The following is a 17,524-nucleotide window of genomic DNA, read 5'->3' as shown; positions in this document are numbered from 1 at the left end:
ATGTCGCGCCACGTCCGCGCGCAGCGGCATAGAATCGTGACATGACCCTTGAACGATGGCGGAGGCACCTACGATGACGACCGACAATCGGCCCGACGACGGCGAGCACAAGCTCGAGAATCTGGAAGCGGCGGTCGACCACCTGCACAAGTCGATCGAGTCGCAGAGCATCGCGGCTGGCGCGGCGAAGGGCATCCTGTTCAGCCTGATCGAAACGCTCGGCGCGCTGATCGGCGATCCCGACCTGCCCGAACATGCGCGTTCCGGATACGAGGCGCTGCGCGACAAGGCGCGTGATTTGCGCGGCGGGCTCGACCGGCATTGATGAACCGGCAGCGCGGGCGTCGGCCACACGGCCCGCGCCGGTGCTGCCCAATCCTGCGTGGCGCGCACAAAACCCCGTGCGCTCAACGAGTTAGCCCGCTGGTGCGCAGGATATCCACAAGCTTGCCAACACAATCTGTGGAGAACCGTCCGGCCCCCAAAACCGGCTGCGTGGTGCAGGCCTTGGGGCCGCAAACGATGCCGCGTCATTGACCTGTCTGACCCGATCTACTGAATCCCCTTTTGTATCAGGATGTTACGCGTCACATTGGTGGAATATCCACAGGCTTGCCAACAAAATCTGTGGATAAGTCTGACGCGATTGCTTCCTGATGGTTGAGGATCCGGCGCGCGGCGGCCGGCAGGCTCGCGCCTTTGGGCACGCGCTGCCCGATGCGTGCATCGGCGCGGTAATTCGTGCGCGATCAACGGGTTAGGCCCCGGGTACCCAGGATATCCACATCCTTGCCAACACAATCTGTGGACAAGCACGGCGCCATCATTCGACCGGCGCCGCGTCGGCCGCTTCCGCAACGATCCAGTCGCGAAACAGCGTCATCGCCGGCGTGAGCGGCTTCGACTTCAGCGACGTGAGCCAGTAGCCGCCCGCGCGCACGTCGATGTCGAGCGGTCGCGCGAGCTGGCCGAGCTGCAGTTCGCGCGCGAACATGCAGGCCGGCGCGAGCGCGATGCCCGCGCCCTGCATTGCGGCCTCGACCATCAGCCGCGACGAATCGAACACGGGCCCGTTCACCGCCCACGGTTCGAGCTGCGCGGCGTCGAACCAGCCGAGCCATTCGTCGGTGCGGTACGAGCGCAGCAGCGTTTCGTTCGCGAGATCGGCCGGCCGTGCGAGACGCCGCGCGATCTCCGGCGCGCACAGCGCGGTGAGCGGTGCGTCGAGCAGCCGCTCGTTGCGCGTCGCCGGCCAGTTGCCTTCACCGAACCGGATCGCGAAATCGAGGCCCTCGGCCGCGAGGTCGACGACGTTGTTGTTGGTCCGCAGCCGCAGCTCGACGAACGGGTGCGTGTCGCCGAAGCGCTTCAGGCGTGGCATTAGCCAGCCTAGGGCAAAGGTGCCGACCGCGCCGAGCGTCAGCACCTCGTGGAAGCGCCCGCCCTCGAACTGCTTGAGCACGGTCTCGATCCGGCTGAATGCGTCGCTGAGCACCGGCAGCAGCGCGCGCCCTTCGTCGGTGAGCCCGAGGCCGCGCGGCAGCCGGGTGAACAGCGCGCAGCCGAGCCGCTCCTCGAGCGAGCGCACCTGCTGGCTGACTGCGGCCTGGGTCACGCTCAGCTCGAGGCCGGCGCGCGTGAAGTTCAGGTGACGCGCCGACGATTCGAACGCGCGCAAGGCATTCAGCGGAAGATGAGGGCGGAGCTTGGTCATAAGAATTTCTTGTGGCAGCGCTCAATTATCGTTGCTTGTCAGGCAACCGTAAAGTCACGATAGTGCTGTCTCGGCGGCCGGCCGTTCCGCATTCATTCCACCACGAGAGACACGACATGACCTACTCATCGCAACGTCGAACCCTGTTGCTGGCCGCCGCGACGGCGCCGCTCGTCCTGACCGTCGCCGCGTGCGCGTCGCCGCTGGCCGCGGGGCGGGACGTTTCGTCCGCGACGTCGTTTGCCGCGCTCGAGCGCGCGGCGGGCGGCCGTCTCGGCGTGTGCGCGATCGACACCGCGAGCGGCCTGCACGCGCTGCATCGCGCGGACGAGCGCTTCCCGTTCTGCAGCACGTTCAAGGCGATGCTGAGCGCGGCGGTGCTCGCGCAGAGCGTCGAGCACCCGGGGCTGCTGCAGCAGCGCGTGACGATCGCGCAGTCCGATCTCGTGAACTACTCGCCGGTGTCGGGCAAGCACGTCGGCACCGGGATGACCGTCGCCGAGTTGTGCGAGGCGGCGATCCAGTACAGCGACAACTCGGCCGCGAACCTGGCGATGAAGCTGATCGGCGGGCCGGAGGCGGTGACCGCGTATGCACGCTCGATCGGCGACGACATGTTCCGGCTCGATCGCTGGGAGACCGAACTGAACACCGCGTTGCCGGGCGACCCGCGCGACACGACGACGCCCGCCGCGATGGCCGCGAGCATGCGCGTGCTCACGCTCGGCGACGCGCTGCCGCCCGTGCAGCGTGCGCGGCTCATCGCGTGGCTGCGCGGCAACAAAGTCGGCGACAAGCGGATTCGCGCGGGCGTGCCGGCCGGGTGGCAGGTGGCCGACAAGACCGGCACCGGCGACTACGGGACGACGAACGATGCAGGAGTGATCTGGCCGCCGTCGCGCGCGCCGATCGTGCTCGTCGTGTACTACACGCAGGCGCGTGCCGATGCGAAGGCGAAGGACGACGTGATCGCCGCCGCCGCGCGCATCGCGGTCGCGACGTTCGCCTGAGCGCGTGGCGCGGCGTGCGTTCATCGACGGATGGGCGAAGCGATGGAGGCACGCCGTGCCGCGGTCGTGACCGGCAGGTCGAAACGTTGTGCGATCAACGACTTAGGTCACGCATGCTCAGGATATCCACATCCTTGCCAACAAAAATTGTGGACAAGCCCGCGAGCGGTCGCGTTCGGCGCGCGGCGGGCGCGGCGTCGGTATGCCGCGGGCCTGCCTGCACGATTCGAAGCGGCATGGACAAAACCTTTCGGATCAAGCGCTTGATCGCGGTATGCGCAGGCTATCCACAAGCTTGCCAACACAATCTGTGGACAAGCCCGCTCGATGTTCAGCCATGCCGATCGTCGACCGACGGCCAGCGCGCGAACGCGAACACCCACAACATGATGAAGTTCAGGACCGGGATGAACATCGTCAGGATCCACCAGCCTGAATGTCCGGTACGCCGAACGATCCGGACATACGGATAGACGACGATCGCGACGAGCACGAGCGAGACGATCAACTGCCCTGCGGTGAAGTGTTCCATGGTCTTCCTCGGATGATGTGTCGTTGTCCGATGCGGGCCGAAGAGCCCGCACGTGGCGCCGCGCGTGCAGTCGCGCGATGCGCGGCCGCGTGCGGCTCGTGTGATCCTGACGCGTCGCGTGCATGAACGTCAAGCTGCGTTCGGGGCGCCGCCGTTGCGCCGGATCGTCCGATCGCGCGCGTGAGCGGACCGCGCGCTGCCGCAACGGTGGCGCGGCGCATGAATCGTTGGCCGATCAACGGGTTAGGCGATGCGTGCGCAGGATATCCACAAGCTTGCCAACAAAATCTGTGGGTAAGTGGCGCGACGATCGCGTCGCATATCGAACGCATATTGGAACGCACATCGGATCGCACATCGACGTGGCATCGTGATGCGAAGTGCGGCGAACCGGCGCGTATGACGGTGCGGCGCGCGCCGCGTCTGCATCACGCGTGCCAAAGTCCGTCGGATCAAGGGCTTAGCGTCGCGGTGCGCAGGATATCCACAAGCTTGCCAACATTTTCTGTGGAGAAGTCCGTGTGGCGATCGCGCGATGAAGCCGGGTCGAAACGAATCCCGGCCGCCGTCTCATGAACTCGGCGTCGTCGTTCCACACGGCCAGGAAATCCGCTTTGGGCAGGAGAGGGGGATCGGTACGCGATGTCGCGTCGAGACGTGCGCGTGTCCGGCGTGGTTTGGCGCATTCGCTGCGCACGACCGCCAAACCCTTTCGGATCAATCGCTTGCCGTCGTTAGCGGCCGGTTGTCCACAAGCTTGCCAACACAATCTGTGGAAAAGCCGGCCATCGGGCGAACGTCAGGCCGGCGCGGGAAAACGCACCGTCACGGTCAGCCCGCGCCCGCCTTGCGTCGTGCCGAGCGCGACCGTCGCGCGATGCTGTTCGGCGATCCGCTTGACGATCGACAGGCCGAGCCCGCTGCCCGACGACGTGGCCGCCTGCGCGCCTTCGCCGCGATAGAAGCGCTCCCATACGTCCGTGCGTTCGGCTTCCGGAATACCGGGGCCGTCGTCGGCGACTTCGAGCACGGGCGTCGCGCCGTCGAGGCGCGCGGACACGTCGACGCGCGCACCGTTGCCCGCGTAGCGGATCGCGTTGTCGACGAGGTTGTTCAGCAGCACGCGCAACGTGTCCATGTTGCCCGCGGCCATCACCGGCGACGACACGATCGCGCCGAGGTCGATATGGTGCGCATCCGCGACGCGCGTGCGGTCGGCGACCACCGAGCGGCACAGCGCGGCGAGATCGACGGGCGCGGAGGCCGCGGCGGACGCCTGCGCGTCGGGTTCGAGGCGCGCGAGCGTCAGCAGCTGTTCGGCGAGGTGGCCGAGGCGCGTCGTGCCGGCCTGGATCTGCGCGAGGATCTGCTCGCGTTCGTCGGCCGTCGACGCGCGCCGCAGCAACTGCGACTGGATCGACAGCCCCATGATCGGCGTGCGCAATTCGTGCGCGGCATCGGCGATGAAGTGCCGCTGCAGCGTGAACGAGCGGTCGAGCCGCGCGAGCAGATCATTGATCGCTTCGGCGAGCGGGCGGACTTCGTTCGGCATCGACGCGATGTCGACCGGTTCGAGATTGTTCGCATTCCTGCGCTTCAGGCCGGATGCGATCGTGCGCAGCGGCCGAAGCCCCGCGCCGATGCCGAACCACAGCCCGATCGCGAGCACCGGCAGCATCGAGAACACCGGCCACAGCAGGTGCACCGCGATGCCCGCGATCGCTTCCCAGCGCGCGTGGCGAGCCTGCGCGAGGCGGATCGTCGTGCCGCCGCGTTCGGTCACGTAGGTGCGCCACGGCTGGCCGCCGACGTCGACGCTGCCGATGCCCGTCTGCGCGGGCGGCGGCAGCGCGGACTTGCGATCGGTCGAGTAAACCAGCGTGCCGTTGCGCCAGACCTGCAGCAGCACGGCGTCGGGATCGCTGGCCTCGAAGTCGTGCTTGCCTTCGCCGTGATCGCGGAACGACAGTTCGCCGTTCGGGCCGACGACGATTTGCTTCGACATGCTGCGCATTTGATCGTCGAGGAGATCGTCGAGCTCGCGCAGCGCGCCCCAGTAGGTGCCCGCGCTCGCGACCAGCCCGATCACGCACGCAGCCGGCAGCAGCCACATCAACAGGCGCCGCCGCAGCGATGCGCTGCGCCAGCGCGCGATCGCGTGTTGCAGATGCGTCATGCGCCGTCACCGATCCGGTAGCCGACGCCGCGCACCGTGCGGATCATGTCGTGGCCGAGTTTCTTGCGCAGGTTGTGGATGTGCACCTGCACCGCGTTGCTTTCGATTTCCTCGCCCCAGCTGTACAGCCGTTCCTCGAACTGTTCGCGCGAAATCACCGCGCCGGGGTCGCGCATCAGTTCGTGCAGCAGCACGAATTCCTTCGGCGACAGCGTGACTTCGTCGTCGTTGAGCCAGACCAGGTGCTTGACGGGATCGAGACGCAGCGGGCCGATCGCGAGCGTCGTCTGCGCGCGCCCCGCGTGGCGGCGGTTGACCGCGCGAATGCGCGCGAGCAGTTCCTCGAGCACGAACGGCTTGACGAGGTAGTCGTCGGCGCCGCTGTCGAGGCCGGCGATGCGGTCCGGCACGCCGTCGCGCGCGGTGATGATGATCGCGGGCAGGGTTTCGTCGCGGCGGCGCAGCGATGCGAGCACCGACAGGCCGTCGCGGTTCGGCAGCCCGAGGTCGAGCAGCAGCAGGCCGTAGCTGGTGGCGCGCAGCGCGAGCGTCGCGGCGTCGCCGTCCTTGACCCAGTCGACCGCGAAGCCTTCCTGTTTGAGGCCCTGTTCGAGCCCGCTGCCGATCAGCGGATCGTCCTCGACGAGCAATACGCGCATGGATTCGTGTCCGTTGGCGGGGGCGTGGCGCCCGGGGTTCCCATGATAAGCGCAGGTGTCTTAGGCCGAGCTTAAACACGGGCGCCTCCGTGCGTTCGCGCACCGAAAGGCCGCGACGGCATGCCGCGGCGGACGGCCTTCAGGTTTGCTTAATCTTACGCTCCGTAATCTCGGGGCCGTCGCGTTCAACGGGAGCGCGGCGCACTCGAAAAAATGGAGGAACGAGATCATGAAACACCTGACGAGAATCCTGGCGATCGCGCTCGCCGTGCTGCCCGCCGCCGTCTACGCGGAATACACGGGGCCGTCCACGCTGACCACGACGACCGTGAAGGAACTGCTCGCGAACGGCAAGGACGACCAGCACGTGCAACTGCAGGGGCGCATCGTCAAGCACACCGGCGGCGAGGACTACGAGTTCGCCGATGCAACCGGCACGATCCGCGTCGAGATCGACAAGAAGCTGTGGGCGGCCGGCCAGCCCGTCAGCGACAAGAGCGAAGTGAAGCTGACCGGCGAGTTCGAGCGCAAGTGGTCGGGCAAGGTGAAGGTCGACGCCGATCACGTCGAAGTGCTGCGCTGACCGGTGCGGACGGGGCCGGTGATACCATGGACGACCGGTTCCCGTTCTCACCAAGATGGCTGCCAATTTCGATGAACTCGCGTCCCGGATCCGGGCGCAATTTTCCGAACTGAGCCCGCAATTCCAGGCGGGCGCTGCATTTCTGCTCGATCATCCCGACGAGGTTGCCACCTCGTCGATGCGCAAGGTCGCGCAGCGCGCGCAGGTTCAGCCCGCGTCGCTCGTGCGGCTCGCGCAGCAATTCGGTTTCCCCGGCTGGAACGAGCTGCGCGACCTGTGCGTCGCGCGCGTGCGCGCGCGTCCCGAGCCGCTCACGCAGCGTGCGCGTTCGCTCGTGCGGCCCGACGCGAAGGCGTCGCTCGCGCACGATCTCCTTGCCGCGCAGCAGCACAACCTCGTCGCCACCGCCGCGCAGAACGAGCACGCGCTCGCCGACGCCGCGAAACTGATCCGCAAGGCATCGCACGTGCACGTCGCGGGGTTTCGGTCCTGCTATCCGGTCGCGTTCGGATTCGTATACGGCTATCGGCTGTTCCGGCCGACCGTGTCGTTGCTCAACGGCGTCGCCGGCTCGCTCGAGATGGAGCTGCGCACGATCGCGAAGCAGAGCGTGACGGTGATCATCAGTTTCGCGCCGTATTCCGCGGAAGCGACGCGTGTCGCGCAGGCGGCGAAGGCGCAGGGCAGCAAGATCGTCGCGATCACGGACAGCGCGGTGTCGCCGATCGCGCTGCATGCGGACGCGCAGCTGATCTTCACGCACGACAGCCCGTCGTTCTTTCCGTCGCTGGTCGCCGCGCATGCGATGGCCGAGGCGCTGGTCGCGCAGTTGCTGGCGATGGAAGGCAGCGATGCGATCGCGGCGCTCGAGCGCACGGAAGCGGAACTGCATGCGAAGGGCGCGTACGTCGTGTAGCCGCACGGCGGCGTGACTGGCGGCACACCGCGCCGCGCGCGAGGCCCCGGCATCCACGTCGATATTTCACCGCGCGCTGAACCGTCGCGGTATCGCGCGCGCGTATGCTGACGTCTCCATTCCGAGGAGACCGCAATGTCCGATTCCAACGTGCAGTTCCGCCAGGCCGAAACCTTCCGCGCGCTGCACACGCGCCCCGGGGCCTTCATCATCCCGAACCCGTGGGATGCCGGTTCCGCCCGGCTGCTCGCGATGGCCGGCTTCGAATCGCTTGCCACCACGAGCGCCGGCTTCGCCTTTTCGAGGGGGCGGCCCGACAACGCGATCGACCGCGACGAAATGCTTGGCCACATCGCCGAAATCGTCGCCGCGGGCGGCCTGCCGGTCAGCGCCGATCTCGAGAACGGCTTCGGCGACGCGCCCGACGCGGTCGCCGAGACGATTCGCCTGGCGGCCGACGCCGGCGCGGTGGGCGGCTCGATCGAGGATGCGACCGGCCGTGCCGACGCGCCGATCTACCCGCACGACCTGGCGGTCGAGCGCATCGCGGCGGCGGTCGACGCGGCGCGCTCGCTGCGATTTCCGTTCACGCTGACCGCGCGCTGCGAAAACTACCTGCATGGCCGTCCCGACCTTGCCGACACGATCGCGCGGCTCGTCGCGTACCGCGACGCCGGCGCCGACGTGCTCTACGCACCGGGCGTGACCGATCCCGACGAGATCGCGGCGATCACGCGCGCGGTCGGCGCGCCGGTCAACGTCGTGATGGGGCTGCAGGGCGGGTTGCTGAGCCTCGAGGCGCTCGCGGCGCTCGGCGTGAAGCGCGTCAGCGTCGGCGGCGCGTTGGCGCGGGCCGCATTCGGCGCGTTCCTGCGCGCCGCGACGGAAATGGCGCGCGACGGCACGTTCACGTTCACGCAGGCGGCGGTGCCCGGGCGCGACCTCAATCGCTGGTTTTCGGCGCCGGACAATTCGCACGTCCGGTTCGAACAATGAGCGCCGATAAAACGTGGGAACGTTTCCAGCCGAAAACCGATTGACAGTAATCAATCGAAACCGCCGCCGATTTGAAGTTCGATGACGGCGCGAAATTCATCGTTTATTCTCCGCATTCCGGCTGTTTGACCATATTCGGCGCGCAAGCCGCGCCGAATATGGTGTCAGAAGCCCGCCGCGCGAACCGCTGCCGCGTATCGTTGCGATTTTCAGGTCGATGTTTTGGCGTATTCGGGAGTTGCCGGTTATTTATTGGATTGGTAATCTGCCGCATATCCGAAAGACCTGTCAGCGGGCCGCCGGAAAATGAATATATAAAAAATCGAGAGAGCGATGAAAATCCGAGAAAATCACAGCAACGGCTTTCGCGTCGGCGATGTCGTGACGCTGAAAACCGGCGGCCCGCGCATGACGGTCACGTATGCCGGGCCGGTCGTGTTCGACGATGCCGACTGGCTCATCTGCCAGTGGTTCGACGACGGCGGCCACTTCCGGCAAGAAATGTTTCATCACGAAACGGTGGTGCCCGAACCGCGTGCGATTTCCGCCGGGCGCGTCCGACTGCGCATGCAGGCGCACCGCTACCGTTCGGCAGCCTGAGGCCACGTCCGTCACGACGCCGCTTGCCGGCGGCCGACTGCTGCGTCGCAGCAGCCCGCGGTGCAGGCGCGGGCGCGACCGCGACATCCGCGACATCCGCGACATCCGCGACATTTCACGTCAACCCGAAACATGCGGCGGCCCGACGCGCCGATACTGCACGCATGAACCCGACCAATCCGATTGCCGCGGTCACGTACCGCGATCCCTATCCGTACTACTCGACGCTCGTCGACGGGCCACCGCTCGCGTTCGACGCCTCGCTCGGCCTGTGGGTCGCGAGCCGGGCGGCGAGCGTGACGGCCGTGCTCGGTCACCCGGCGTGCCGCGTCAGGCCGCTCGATGCGCCGGTGCCGCCCGCGTTGCGCGGGACGACGGCGGGCGCGCTGTTCGGCGACCTGGTGCGCATGAACGACGGCGCATTGCGGCACGACGTGCCGAAGCAGGCGCTGCGCGCGGCGTTCGCGCCGATCGACGTCGACGCGTTGCGCGAGCGGGCCGCGCAACTTGCCGGCCGCCGGCTGCGCGCACCGCATGACGCCGATGCACTGAATGCGTGGTGCCTGACGGTGCCCGTTTGCGCGGTCGCCGATCTGCTCGGCTTCGACGATGCGCAACTCGACGATATCGCTGCGCTGGTCGTCGACTTCGTCGCCGCGCTGTCGCCGCTGTCGGACGATGCGGCGCTGGCCCGCGCGAGCGAGGCCGCGCGGCAGCTGCTCGACCGGATGACGGAGCGCGTCGCGCGCACACGCGCGCAGGACGGCTCATGGGTCGCGGCGATTCAGCAGGCGGCCGGTGCCGCGGGCTGGCACGCAAGCGGCGCGCTCGTCGCGAATCTCGTCGGGTTGCTGTCGCAGACGTGCGAGGCGACGGCCGCGTGGCTCGGCAATGTGCTGGTCGCGTGGGACGCAACCGGCGCCGAACGCACGCTGCCGGATGCCGCGACGCTCGACGCATTCGTCGCCGAGGTCGGTCGCTTCGATGCGCCAGTGCAGAACACGCGCCGCTTCGTCGCGTCGCGCACGACGATCGAAGGCGTGACCGTCGATGCCGGTGCGGCCATCCTGGTCGTGCTCGCGGCGGCGAACCGCGATCCGGCCGTGCATCGCGAGCCGAACCGATTGTTGCCGGGCCGCGCGCCGGGGCCGAACTTCGGGTTCGGCACGGGGCCGCACGGCTGCCCGGGCGAGCGGATCGCGCGGGCGGTGACGGCGGGGGCGTTCGGGGCGTGGTTGCGCGCGGGCGGTGAGGCGCCGCGCGACAGGCTGGTGTGGGACTACCGGGCCTCGACCAACGTCAGGATGCCGAAGTTCGAAGCGGCGAGGTAAAGAGGACAGCGGGACGGCCTAGCGGCAACCTTGCTTCTCGGCCCATTGCTCCTGGGCGGCGACGCGGCGCTGCACGCGTTCGACGAGGCCGGCCGAGAAGGTCCGCATGCTGATGCCGCGGCGCTTCGCGAGGATGGTTTGCGCGACGTCGGTTTGCGGGTTCGGCTGGCATGCCCAGTAGAGCGTCATCAGCCAGCCGATGCCCGTCCACGCGAACAGGGCGTTGAACATTGCGATCGTCAGCTTGTCGTGCCGGGCGCGCCGGTCGGCGACGATGGCCGGAAGAAAATAGAGCGCGATCGCCGCGACCGAGCCGGCCATCTGAATCGGGACTGCGTGTTCCATGTTGCTGCTCCATCCGAACTGCAATGTCGCCGATTGTCGCGCTTTTTCCGTTCGCGTGCCGGCAATTGATTGTTGCGTTTTTAATGACGATCAGCGCGTCGCGACATCCTCCGGCTGCGCTTCGTTGCACAACGCGAAACCTTCGTCGAGCCAGCCCGTGACGCCGCCGATCATCAGCTTCACCGGGCGGCCGAGGCGCGCGAGCCGGATCGCCGCGCGCGCGGCGCCGTTGCAGTGCGGGCCGGCGCAGTAGACGACGAACAGCGTGTCGGCCGGATGGTCGGCGAGCTTGCCGGCGACGACCTTGCGGTGCGGCAGGTTGCGCGCGCCGGGCACGTGGCCGGCGGCAAACTGCTCGGGACCCCGGACGTCGAGCAGCACGAAATCGGGCGCGCCGGACGCGAGCGCGTCGTGCACGTCCCAGCAATCGGTCTCGAAGCGCAGCGACGCTTCGAAGTGCGCGAGGGCGGCGGCGCTGTCGGCGGCGGGGACGTCGGTGACGTAAGACATGAAAGGCGCTCCTGAAGGGCGGCGCGGAATGCGCCGGGATGAAGGGCAGTATCGCGGTTCGGCGGCCATCGCGGCAGTGGCGCGATCGACAAGTTCCGGTAACATCGCGCCATGCACAATCATCTCGTCGTCGCGCTCGCCTACGATCGCCTCTGCACCTTCGAATTCGGCTGCGTGGTCGAACTGTTCGCGCTCGAACGCCCGGAACTCGGCGTCGACTGGTATCGCTTCGCGGTCTGCGCGAGCGAGCCGGGCCCCGTGCGCGCGGCGGGCGGCATCACGGTCGCCGCGCCGTACCGGCTCGCGATGCTCGATCGCGCGGACACCATCGTGATTCCCGGCTGGCGCGATCCGGACGAGCTACCGCCGGAACCGCTGCTGAAGAAGCTGCGCGCCGCGCATCGCCGTGGCGCGCGGCTCTGTTCGATCTGCTCGGGCGTGTTCGTGCTCGCGGCGGCCGGCGTGCTCGACGGGCTCACCGTCACGACGCACTGGCGCTACGCCGAGCGCCTGCAGGCGCGCTATCCGGCGCTGCGCGTGAATCCCGACGCGCTGTACGTCGACGAAGGGCAGATCGTCACGTCAGCCGGCTCGGCGGCGGGGCTCGACATGCTGCTGCATCTCGTGCGCCGCGACCACGGCGGCGCGATCGCGAACCGCGTCGCGCAGCGCCTCGTGCTGCCGCCGCATCGCGACGGCGGCCAGGCGCAGTTCGTGCCGCGACCGGTCGCACCGGGCGGCAGCGACCGCCTCGCGAAGCTGATCGACTGGATGCGCGCGCATGCGGCCGAGCCGCACACGCTCGCGTCGCTGGCCGCGCAGGCGGCGATGAGCACGCGCACGCTGCAGCGGCAGTTCGCGGACGCGACGGGGATGTCGCCGCTCGCGTGGCTGATCCGCGAGCGCGTGAACGTCGCGAAGGACATGCTCGAAGCGCATCCCGGGTTGTCGCTCGCGCAGATTGCCGCGCGCGCGGGGTTCGGTTCCGAGGAGTCGTTGCGACGACATTTCCGGCGCGTCGCGGCGACGAGTCCTGCCGCATACCGGCGCGGGATGGATCGCGGCGTGAGGCCCACGGACGCGTGAGCGTCGCGTCTTCCTTCGCCACGGCGGCGCCCGGTCGTCGTTCATTTCCCGCCGACTTCGAGCGCGCGTAAGATGGCGGTCGCCGTGCGGCGATCCGGTTCACGCGCGCCGCGCTTCCTGCGCCGCTGCGACCCGCCGCCATTCATCCATCACAACGACAAGGACAATCGCCATGGGCCTGCTGGGAAAGCTGTTCGGAAAGAAACCGCGTGATGAAGCGGCGACGCCCGCGCCGTCCGCGAACGACGCACCGGACGCATCCGAAGGCGCGAACGATCAGAACGGCCCCGACATCGCGCCGGAGCTCGCGTCCGCGTTGAAGGCATTCCAGGCCGGCCGGCACGAAGCCGCGATCGCGGCCGCCGCGCCGCATGCGGAGCGGCTGGCCGATGCGGCGCGCCTGTGCGCGCTGTCGTATTCGGCGATGAAGCGTTACCGTGAAGCGTTTCCGTACTGGCTCGCGCTGTTCGACCGCGAGCCGAGCGCGCACAACGCGGTTCAGCTCGCGACGACCTCGGCGATGTGCGACGAAGTGGAGCGCGGCGAAGCGTGGATGCAGAAGGCCGCCGAGGTCAATCACGACACGCGCGAGCAGTCCGACGTCGCCGCGCGCGTGAACTTCATTTCCGCGCTGATGCAAAGCGGCCACTTGCGCGAGGCGCTGCCGCATCTCGCGTGGGTGCGCGACGTATACGGCCACGTGCGCATCACCGATTCGACCTTCCTCTACATGCGCGGCATTCCGTTCTTTGCGTCGTTCCTCGAGAACAGTTTCGAGATCCTGAAGGCCACGCAGCCGGCCGACGCGATCGCACCTTGGTACGGAGAACTGAAGGGCAAGCTCGACGAAGAAGGCGAAGCGCAGCTTGCCGCGTGGGTCGGCCGGTTGCCGGCATGACCGGCGGGTCGTCACGCATCGCGACGCCGGCCGCATTCTGCCGGCGCGGCGTCGCGGCGCGCATGCTCAGCGCGTGTTGGCGTCGCGCGCGGTTTCCTTGATGCACGCGATCCGGTACACGCCGTCCTCGACTTCGACGCCATGCGTGTCGTGCGTGAAGCCGGGGAAGCGCAGGTCGTACTGCTCGAGCGCCTTCAGGTAGCCGAGCAGCGGGCCGTCGGCCGGCCCCGCGTTCTCGCCGGGCATCAGCAGCGGAATGCCGGGCGGATAGGGCACGACGCCGGTCGCGACGGTGCGGCCTTCCATCTCCGACAGCTCCAGCATCTCGATGTCGTTGTGCACGAGATGTTCGAACGCCTCGGCCGGGCTGAAGTCGGGCTGCGGCAGCGTCGAGAAGCCGCGCGACATCATCTCGGTCGTCTTCAGGTCGCTCATCGCGCTGAACATCAGGTCGCACAGTTCGCGCAGGCCGAGCTTGCCGTAGCGGTCCGGATAGCGCGCGACGAGTTCCGGCAGCGCCTGTTCGAGCGGCGCGTTCGCGTCGTAGTCGCGCTTGAAGTCGAGCAGCGTGTTGACGAGCGTGCCCCACTTGCCCTTCGTCACGCCGAGCGAGAACAGGAACAGGATCGTGAAGTCGGTCGTCTTCTCGACGACGATCCCGTGCCGGTCCAGATACGCGGTGACGACCGACGCCGGAATGCCGACCGGCATCAGCCCGCCGTGCGGTGCGACGCCAGGCGTGACGATCGACACCTTGATCGGATCGAGCATGCAGTAGTCGTCCTCGATCTCGCCGAAGCCGTGCCACGTCTCGCCCGGATGCAGCACCCAGCACGACGGATCGGTGGCGAGCAGCGTTTCGTCCGCTTCATGGAACGGCACGCGCCGGCCCGTCTTGCGGTCGACCACGGTGTCCGGCTGCCAGCCGTTGAAGAACCAGTCGTCGTTCTCCTCGCATTCCGCATGCAGGCGCGCGAGCATCCGGCGGAACGACACGGCCTCGCGGATCGCGTCGGTCGTCAGCGCCTCGCCGCCGGGGCCGTCCATCATCGCGGCGCTCACGTCGTTCGACGCGATGATCGCGTAGTTCGGCGACGTCGACGCATGCATCATGTATGCCTCGTTGAAGCGTGCATGCTCGATCGGATTGCGGCCGTCGCGGACGTGGATGAACGACGCCTGCGACAGCGCGGCGAGCAGCTTGTGCGTCGACTGCGTCGCGAACACGGTCGGCTTGCTGGCGTCGTGCTGCGCCGGATCGCCGTGCATCGCGTGACGATCGCGGTAGATCGGGTTGAAGCGCGCATAGCCGTACCATGCTTCGTCGAAATGCAATCGGTCGACGCTCTGGCCGAGCAGTTCCTCGACGCGCGCGACGTTGTAGCAGAGGCCGTCGTACGTCGAGTTCGTGATCAGCGCATGCACGGGCGTCGGATCGATGCCGTCGCGCCCGCGCACCAGCGGGTTCGCGTCGATCGCGAGGCGCACGGCGGCGGCCGTGAGCCGTTCCGGCATGATCGGCCCGATGATCCCGTAATGGTTGCGTGACGGGATCAGGTAAGTCGGAATCGCGCCGGACATCGTCATCGCGTGCTCGGCCGACTTGTGGCAGTTGCGGTCGCACAGCGCGACCTGGTTGCGCGTGACGCTCGCCATCAGGATCACGCGGTTCGACATCGACGAGCCGTTGGTCACGTGATACGTGCGGTGCGCGCCGAACACGCGCGCCGCGTAGCGTTCGCTTTCGCCGATCGGACCGGAGTGGTCGAGCAGCGAGCCGAGTTCGCCGACCGAGATCGACAGGTCCGAGCGGAACAGCGCCTCGCCGAAGAATTCGAAGTACGCGCGGCCGACCGGCGATTTCAGGAACGCGGTGCCGCCCGTGTGGCCCGGCGTGTGCCACGAGTATTCGTACACGCGCGAGAACTGCGCGAGCGCGCGGAACATCGGCGGCAGCACGGTTTCGCGGTAGCGTTCGATCGCGGCGACGATCCGCCCGCCGATGAACGCGGTGGTGTCTTCCAGCATCCAGATGAAGTCGTCGGCCTTGCGCATCGCGTCGACGGGAATCGCGGCCGCGCTCGCGCGGCTCGCGAGCAGGAACACCGGCACCGTCGCATTGCGCGCGCGCATCGCGTCGAGCACGGCCTGCGCGGGCGCGTGGGCGGGATCGTTGCCGAGTTCCCAGTTGAGCAGCAGGCACTGGATCGCGGGATCGGCGTCGACCACCGCGCGCGCGTCTTCGGCGGAGGTCGCGATGACGACGTCGACGAGCCGCGTGCGCAATTCTTCGACGAGCGCGGTGGCCGCGCGTCCGGTCGCCGTGCGTTCGTCGATGTCGTGCTGCACGAGCAGCGCCTTCATGCCGAGGCGGCGGAACGCCGGTTGGGTCAAGGAAGCGGTCATGGGTTATTCCCCCGTTTGCTGGGTTGCCTGGACGCCCGCGGCCGGCGAGCGTGCGTGAAGGATGTCGGCCGTGTGTCGGCCCACGGAGATCCAGAAGGTCGCGACGAGCGCGACGATGGTGACGCCGAGCGCGAGGTAGCGCACCCAGCGCGGCGAGCGGCCGCCCGGATGGATATGGGTTTCCTCGATTTCGCGCTGACGGTTGATCGACAGCTCGTAGAACACGATCGTCGCGATCACGAAGATCAGCGACCAGCGCGTCTGCTGGCCGTCGGAGCCGACCATCGCCCACAGCGCGTAGACGGCACCGATCAGGCCGACGATCGTGTAGAAGGTGAACTGGTGCGACGGCATCTTGCCGTAGCCGAGCACCTTGATCGCGATGCACGAGTAGATGTACGGCAGGAGCGTCATGATCACGGCGATCGACGCGATCTTGCCGAACTGCTCGCTCGCGCTCGGCGACATCGTCGCGAGCACCTGCACCGACATGATGACCGCGACGATCGCGAGGCCGGCCGACGGCACGTTCTTCGAGTTGACGCGGGCGAACACGCCGGCGAACAGGCCGTCGTCGGCCGCGGCCTTCGCGGTCTGGCCGACCAGCAGCGTCCAGCCCGCGAGCGAGCCGAGGCAGCCGAGCGCCGCGCAGATCGCGACCGCGTTCGCGGCGGTGTCGCCGAGCGCGAGGCGCGCGGCATCCGCGAACGGCGCGCTCGATGCGAGCAGCGCCTTGTTCGGGATCATCCCCATGATCACAGTCGAGCTGAGCATGTAGCAGACGGCCGCGAGCACGACGCCGCCGACGGTCGCGATCGGCACGTTGCGCGACGGGTTTTCGACGACACCGGCCGACACCGACGCGCTCTCGACGCCGATGAACGCCCACAGCGTGAAGTTCAGCGTCGCGCCGATCGCGCCGACGCTGCTCGCGCCCGACACGTTCCAGCCGGCGAAGTACACGTCCTTGCTGAACCAGAACCAGCCGAACACGGCCATCCCGAGGATCGGCACGAGCGCGAAGATCGTCGTGACCGACTGCACGCGGCCGACCACGTTCGGCCCGAGAATGTTCGCGTAGGTGAACAGCCAGATCACGAAGATCTGCGCGAGCGCGAATACCAGCGGGTCGCGCAGCATCGGGAAGAAGTGCGTGAGATAGCCGAGGCCGGCGACCGCGAGGCCGACGTTGCCGAGCACGTTCGCGAGCCAGTAGATCAGGTTGGTCTGGTAGCCGATGTACGGGCCGAACGACTTGCGCGCGTATGCATACGGGCCGCCGGCGGCCGGGTCGATCGCCGCGAGCTTCGCGAACACCAGCGCGAGCGACACGGCGCCGACGACGGTGATCAGCCAGCCGAAGATCGCGATGCCGCCGGTGGCGGCGAGGTTCGCGGGCAGCATGAAGACGCCGGAGCCCATCATGTTGCCCGCGACCATCAGCGTGGCGGGGATGACGCCGATTTTCGGCGCGGTGGTCGCGGCTGGCGCGGCGGTGGAACGGGAGGAAGACGAGCTGGCATCGGACATGCGAGGCTCCTTGAATGATCGTGATGCAGTTGAGGTGGCGCGGCCCGGCGCCGTGTCGACGAATCCGGAATGGTCCGTCGCTTTATTGAACGACAGCATCTTATCTCTTAATCGAGTTTCAATAAGAGTAAACGATGCAATTTAATATCTTGAATATTGATCGTCATCATTGAAGAAGATGAAATGTCATGGTGCGAACGGATGGGGGCGTATGCGGCAGGGCGGCGGACCT

General features: G+C 67.8%; 17 protein-coding genes. 9 read left to right on the top strand and 8 right to left on the bottom strand.

The features are described 5' to 3' along the window. Window positions 1–73: 73 nt before the first annotated feature. Window positions 74–325: a hypothetical protein gene (locus ACV22V_RS09715; protein ID WP_059527240.1), complete on the top strand. Its 252-nt coding sequence runs from the start codon at window positions 74–76 to the stop codon at window positions 323–325. Window positions 326–823: 498 nt separating this feature from the next. Here ACV22V_RS09715 and penR read toward each other — a convergent pair whose 3' ends face one another. Further along, entirely contained in the window at window positions 824–1,714 is an 891-nt protein-coding gene (penR, locus tag ACV22V_RS09710) for a beta-lactamase transcriptional regulator PenR (protein ID WP_059692105.1), read from the bottom strand. Between the two features lie 116 nt (window positions 1,715–1,830). Between penR and blaPEN-bcc the strand changes: the two genes are divergently transcribed. Beyond that, the gene (gene blaPEN-bcc, locus ACV22V_RS09705; RefSeq protein ID WP_223959321.1) at window positions 1,831–2,724 is read left to right on the top strand and encodes a PEN family class A beta-lactamase, Bcc-type; all 894 of its coding nucleotides are present in this window, start codon (window positions 1,831–1,833) and stop codon (window positions 2,722–2,724) included. A gap of 331 nt (window positions 2,725–3,055) precedes the next feature. Here blaPEN-bcc and ACV22V_RS09700 read toward each other — a convergent pair whose 3' ends face one another. The 3 genes from ACV22V_RS09700 to ACV22V_RS09690 form a co-directional block, all read right to left on the bottom strand. Further along, entirely contained in the window at window positions 3,056–3,361 is a 306-nt protein-coding gene (locus ACV22V_RS09700) for a DUF805 domain-containing protein (protein WP_448013677.1), read from the bottom strand. 694 nt (window positions 3,362–4,055) lie between these two features. Further along, window positions 4,056–5,432, bottom strand: a complete 1,377-nt coding sequence (locus ACV22V_RS09695; RefSeq protein ID WP_059692106.1) for a sensor histidine kinase — start codon at window positions 5,430–5,432, stop codon at window positions 4,056–4,058. After that, window positions 5,429–6,091 carry a response regulator gene (locus ACV22V_RS09690; RefSeq protein ID WP_059692107.1) on the bottom strand — a complete coding sequence of 221 codons (663 nt, stop codon included), beginning with the start codon at window positions 6,089–6,091 and terminating at the stop codon, window positions 5,429–5,431. Before ACV22V_RS09690 ends, ACV22V_RS09695 begins: the two co-directional genes overlap by 4 nt. Before the next feature lie 229 nt (window positions 6,092–6,320). Between ACV22V_RS09690 and ACV22V_RS09685 the strand changes: the two genes are divergently transcribed. The 5 genes from ACV22V_RS09685 (at window position 6,321) to ACV22V_RS09665 (ending at window position 10,517) form a co-directional block, all read left to right on the top strand. Continuing rightward, window positions 6,321–6,674, top strand: a complete 354-nt coding sequence (locus tag ACV22V_RS09685; protein ID WP_059526909.1) for a YgiW/YdeI family stress tolerance OB fold protein — start codon at window positions 6,321–6,323, stop codon at window positions 6,672–6,674. Window positions 6,675–6,729: 55 nt separating this feature from the next. Then, on the top strand, window positions 6,730–7,590 hold the full coding sequence (locus ACV22V_RS09680; RefSeq protein ID WP_059526906.1) for a MurR/RpiR family transcriptional regulator: 861 nt from the start codon (window positions 6,730–6,732) through the stop codon (window positions 7,588–7,590). Between the two features lie 135 nt (window positions 7,591–7,725). Continuing rightward, a complete protein-coding gene (locus ACV22V_RS09675) occupies window positions 7,726–8,586 on the top strand; it encodes an isocitrate lyase/PEP mutase family protein (protein WP_448013665.1) in 861 nt (286 codons plus the stop codon). Window positions 8,587–8,919: 333 nt separating this feature from the next. Further along, on the top strand, window positions 8,920–9,186 hold the full coding sequence (locus ACV22V_RS09670) for a YodC family protein (protein WP_059526900.1): 267 nt from the start codon (window positions 8,920–8,922) through the stop codon (window positions 9,184–9,186). Between the two features lie 164 nt (window positions 9,187–9,350). Next, window positions 9,351–10,517: a cytochrome P450 gene (locus tag ACV22V_RS09665; RefSeq protein ID WP_448013664.1), complete on the top strand. Its 1,167-nt coding sequence runs from the start codon at window positions 9,351–9,353 to the stop codon at window positions 10,515–10,517. Window positions 10,518–10,535: 18 nt separating this feature from the next. Here the strand turns inward: ACV22V_RS09665 and ACV22V_RS09660 are convergent, their stop codons facing one another. Further along, the gene (locus ACV22V_RS09660; RefSeq protein ID WP_059526895.1) at window positions 10,536–10,862 is read right to left on the bottom strand and encodes a superinfection immunity protein; all 327 of its coding nucleotides are present in this window, start codon (window positions 10,860–10,862) and stop codon (window positions 10,536–10,538) included. A gap of 90 nt (window positions 10,863–10,952) precedes the next feature. Then, a complete protein-coding gene (locus ACV22V_RS09655) occupies window positions 10,953–11,372 on the bottom strand; it encodes a rhodanese-like domain-containing protein (RefSeq protein ID WP_448013663.1) in 420 nt (139 codons plus the stop codon). Between the two features lie 111 nt (window positions 11,373–11,483). Here ACV22V_RS09655 and ftrA point away from each other — a divergent pair, with 111 nt between their 5' ends. Beyond that, window positions 11,484–12,458, top strand: a complete 975-nt coding sequence (ftrA, locus tag ACV22V_RS09650) for a transcriptional regulator FtrA (protein ID WP_448013662.1) — start codon at window positions 11,484–11,486, stop codon at window positions 12,456–12,458. Window positions 12,459–12,630: 172 nt separating this feature from the next. Next, window positions 12,631–13,356 (top strand): hypothetical protein, encoded by a 726-nt coding sequence (locus tag ACV22V_RS09645; RefSeq protein WP_448013661.1) that lies wholly within the window; start codon window positions 12,631–12,633, stop codon window positions 13,354–13,356. 66 nt (window positions 13,357–13,422) lie between these two features. Here the strand turns inward: ACV22V_RS09645 and ACV22V_RS09640 are convergent, their stop codons facing one another. Both ACV22V_RS09640 and adiC read right to left on the bottom strand, forming a co-directional pair. Further along, window positions 13,423–15,762 (bottom strand): Orn/Lys/Arg family decarboxylase, encoded by a 2,340-nt coding sequence (locus ACV22V_RS09640; protein WP_448013660.1) that lies wholly within the window; start codon window positions 15,760–15,762, stop codon window positions 13,423–13,425. Window positions 15,763–15,765: 3 nt separating this feature from the next. After that, window positions 15,766–17,292, bottom strand: coding sequence for an arginine/agmatine antiporter (adiC, locus tag ACV22V_RS09635; protein WP_448013659.1), 1,527 nt, complete (start codon window positions 17,290–17,292; stop codon window positions 15,766–15,768). Window positions 17,293–17,524: the final 232 nt, after the last annotated feature.

Source organism: Burkholderia sp. AW33-5, assembly GCF_053427615.1.
This window is presented reverse-complemented; position numbering and strand designations above follow the sequence as displayed.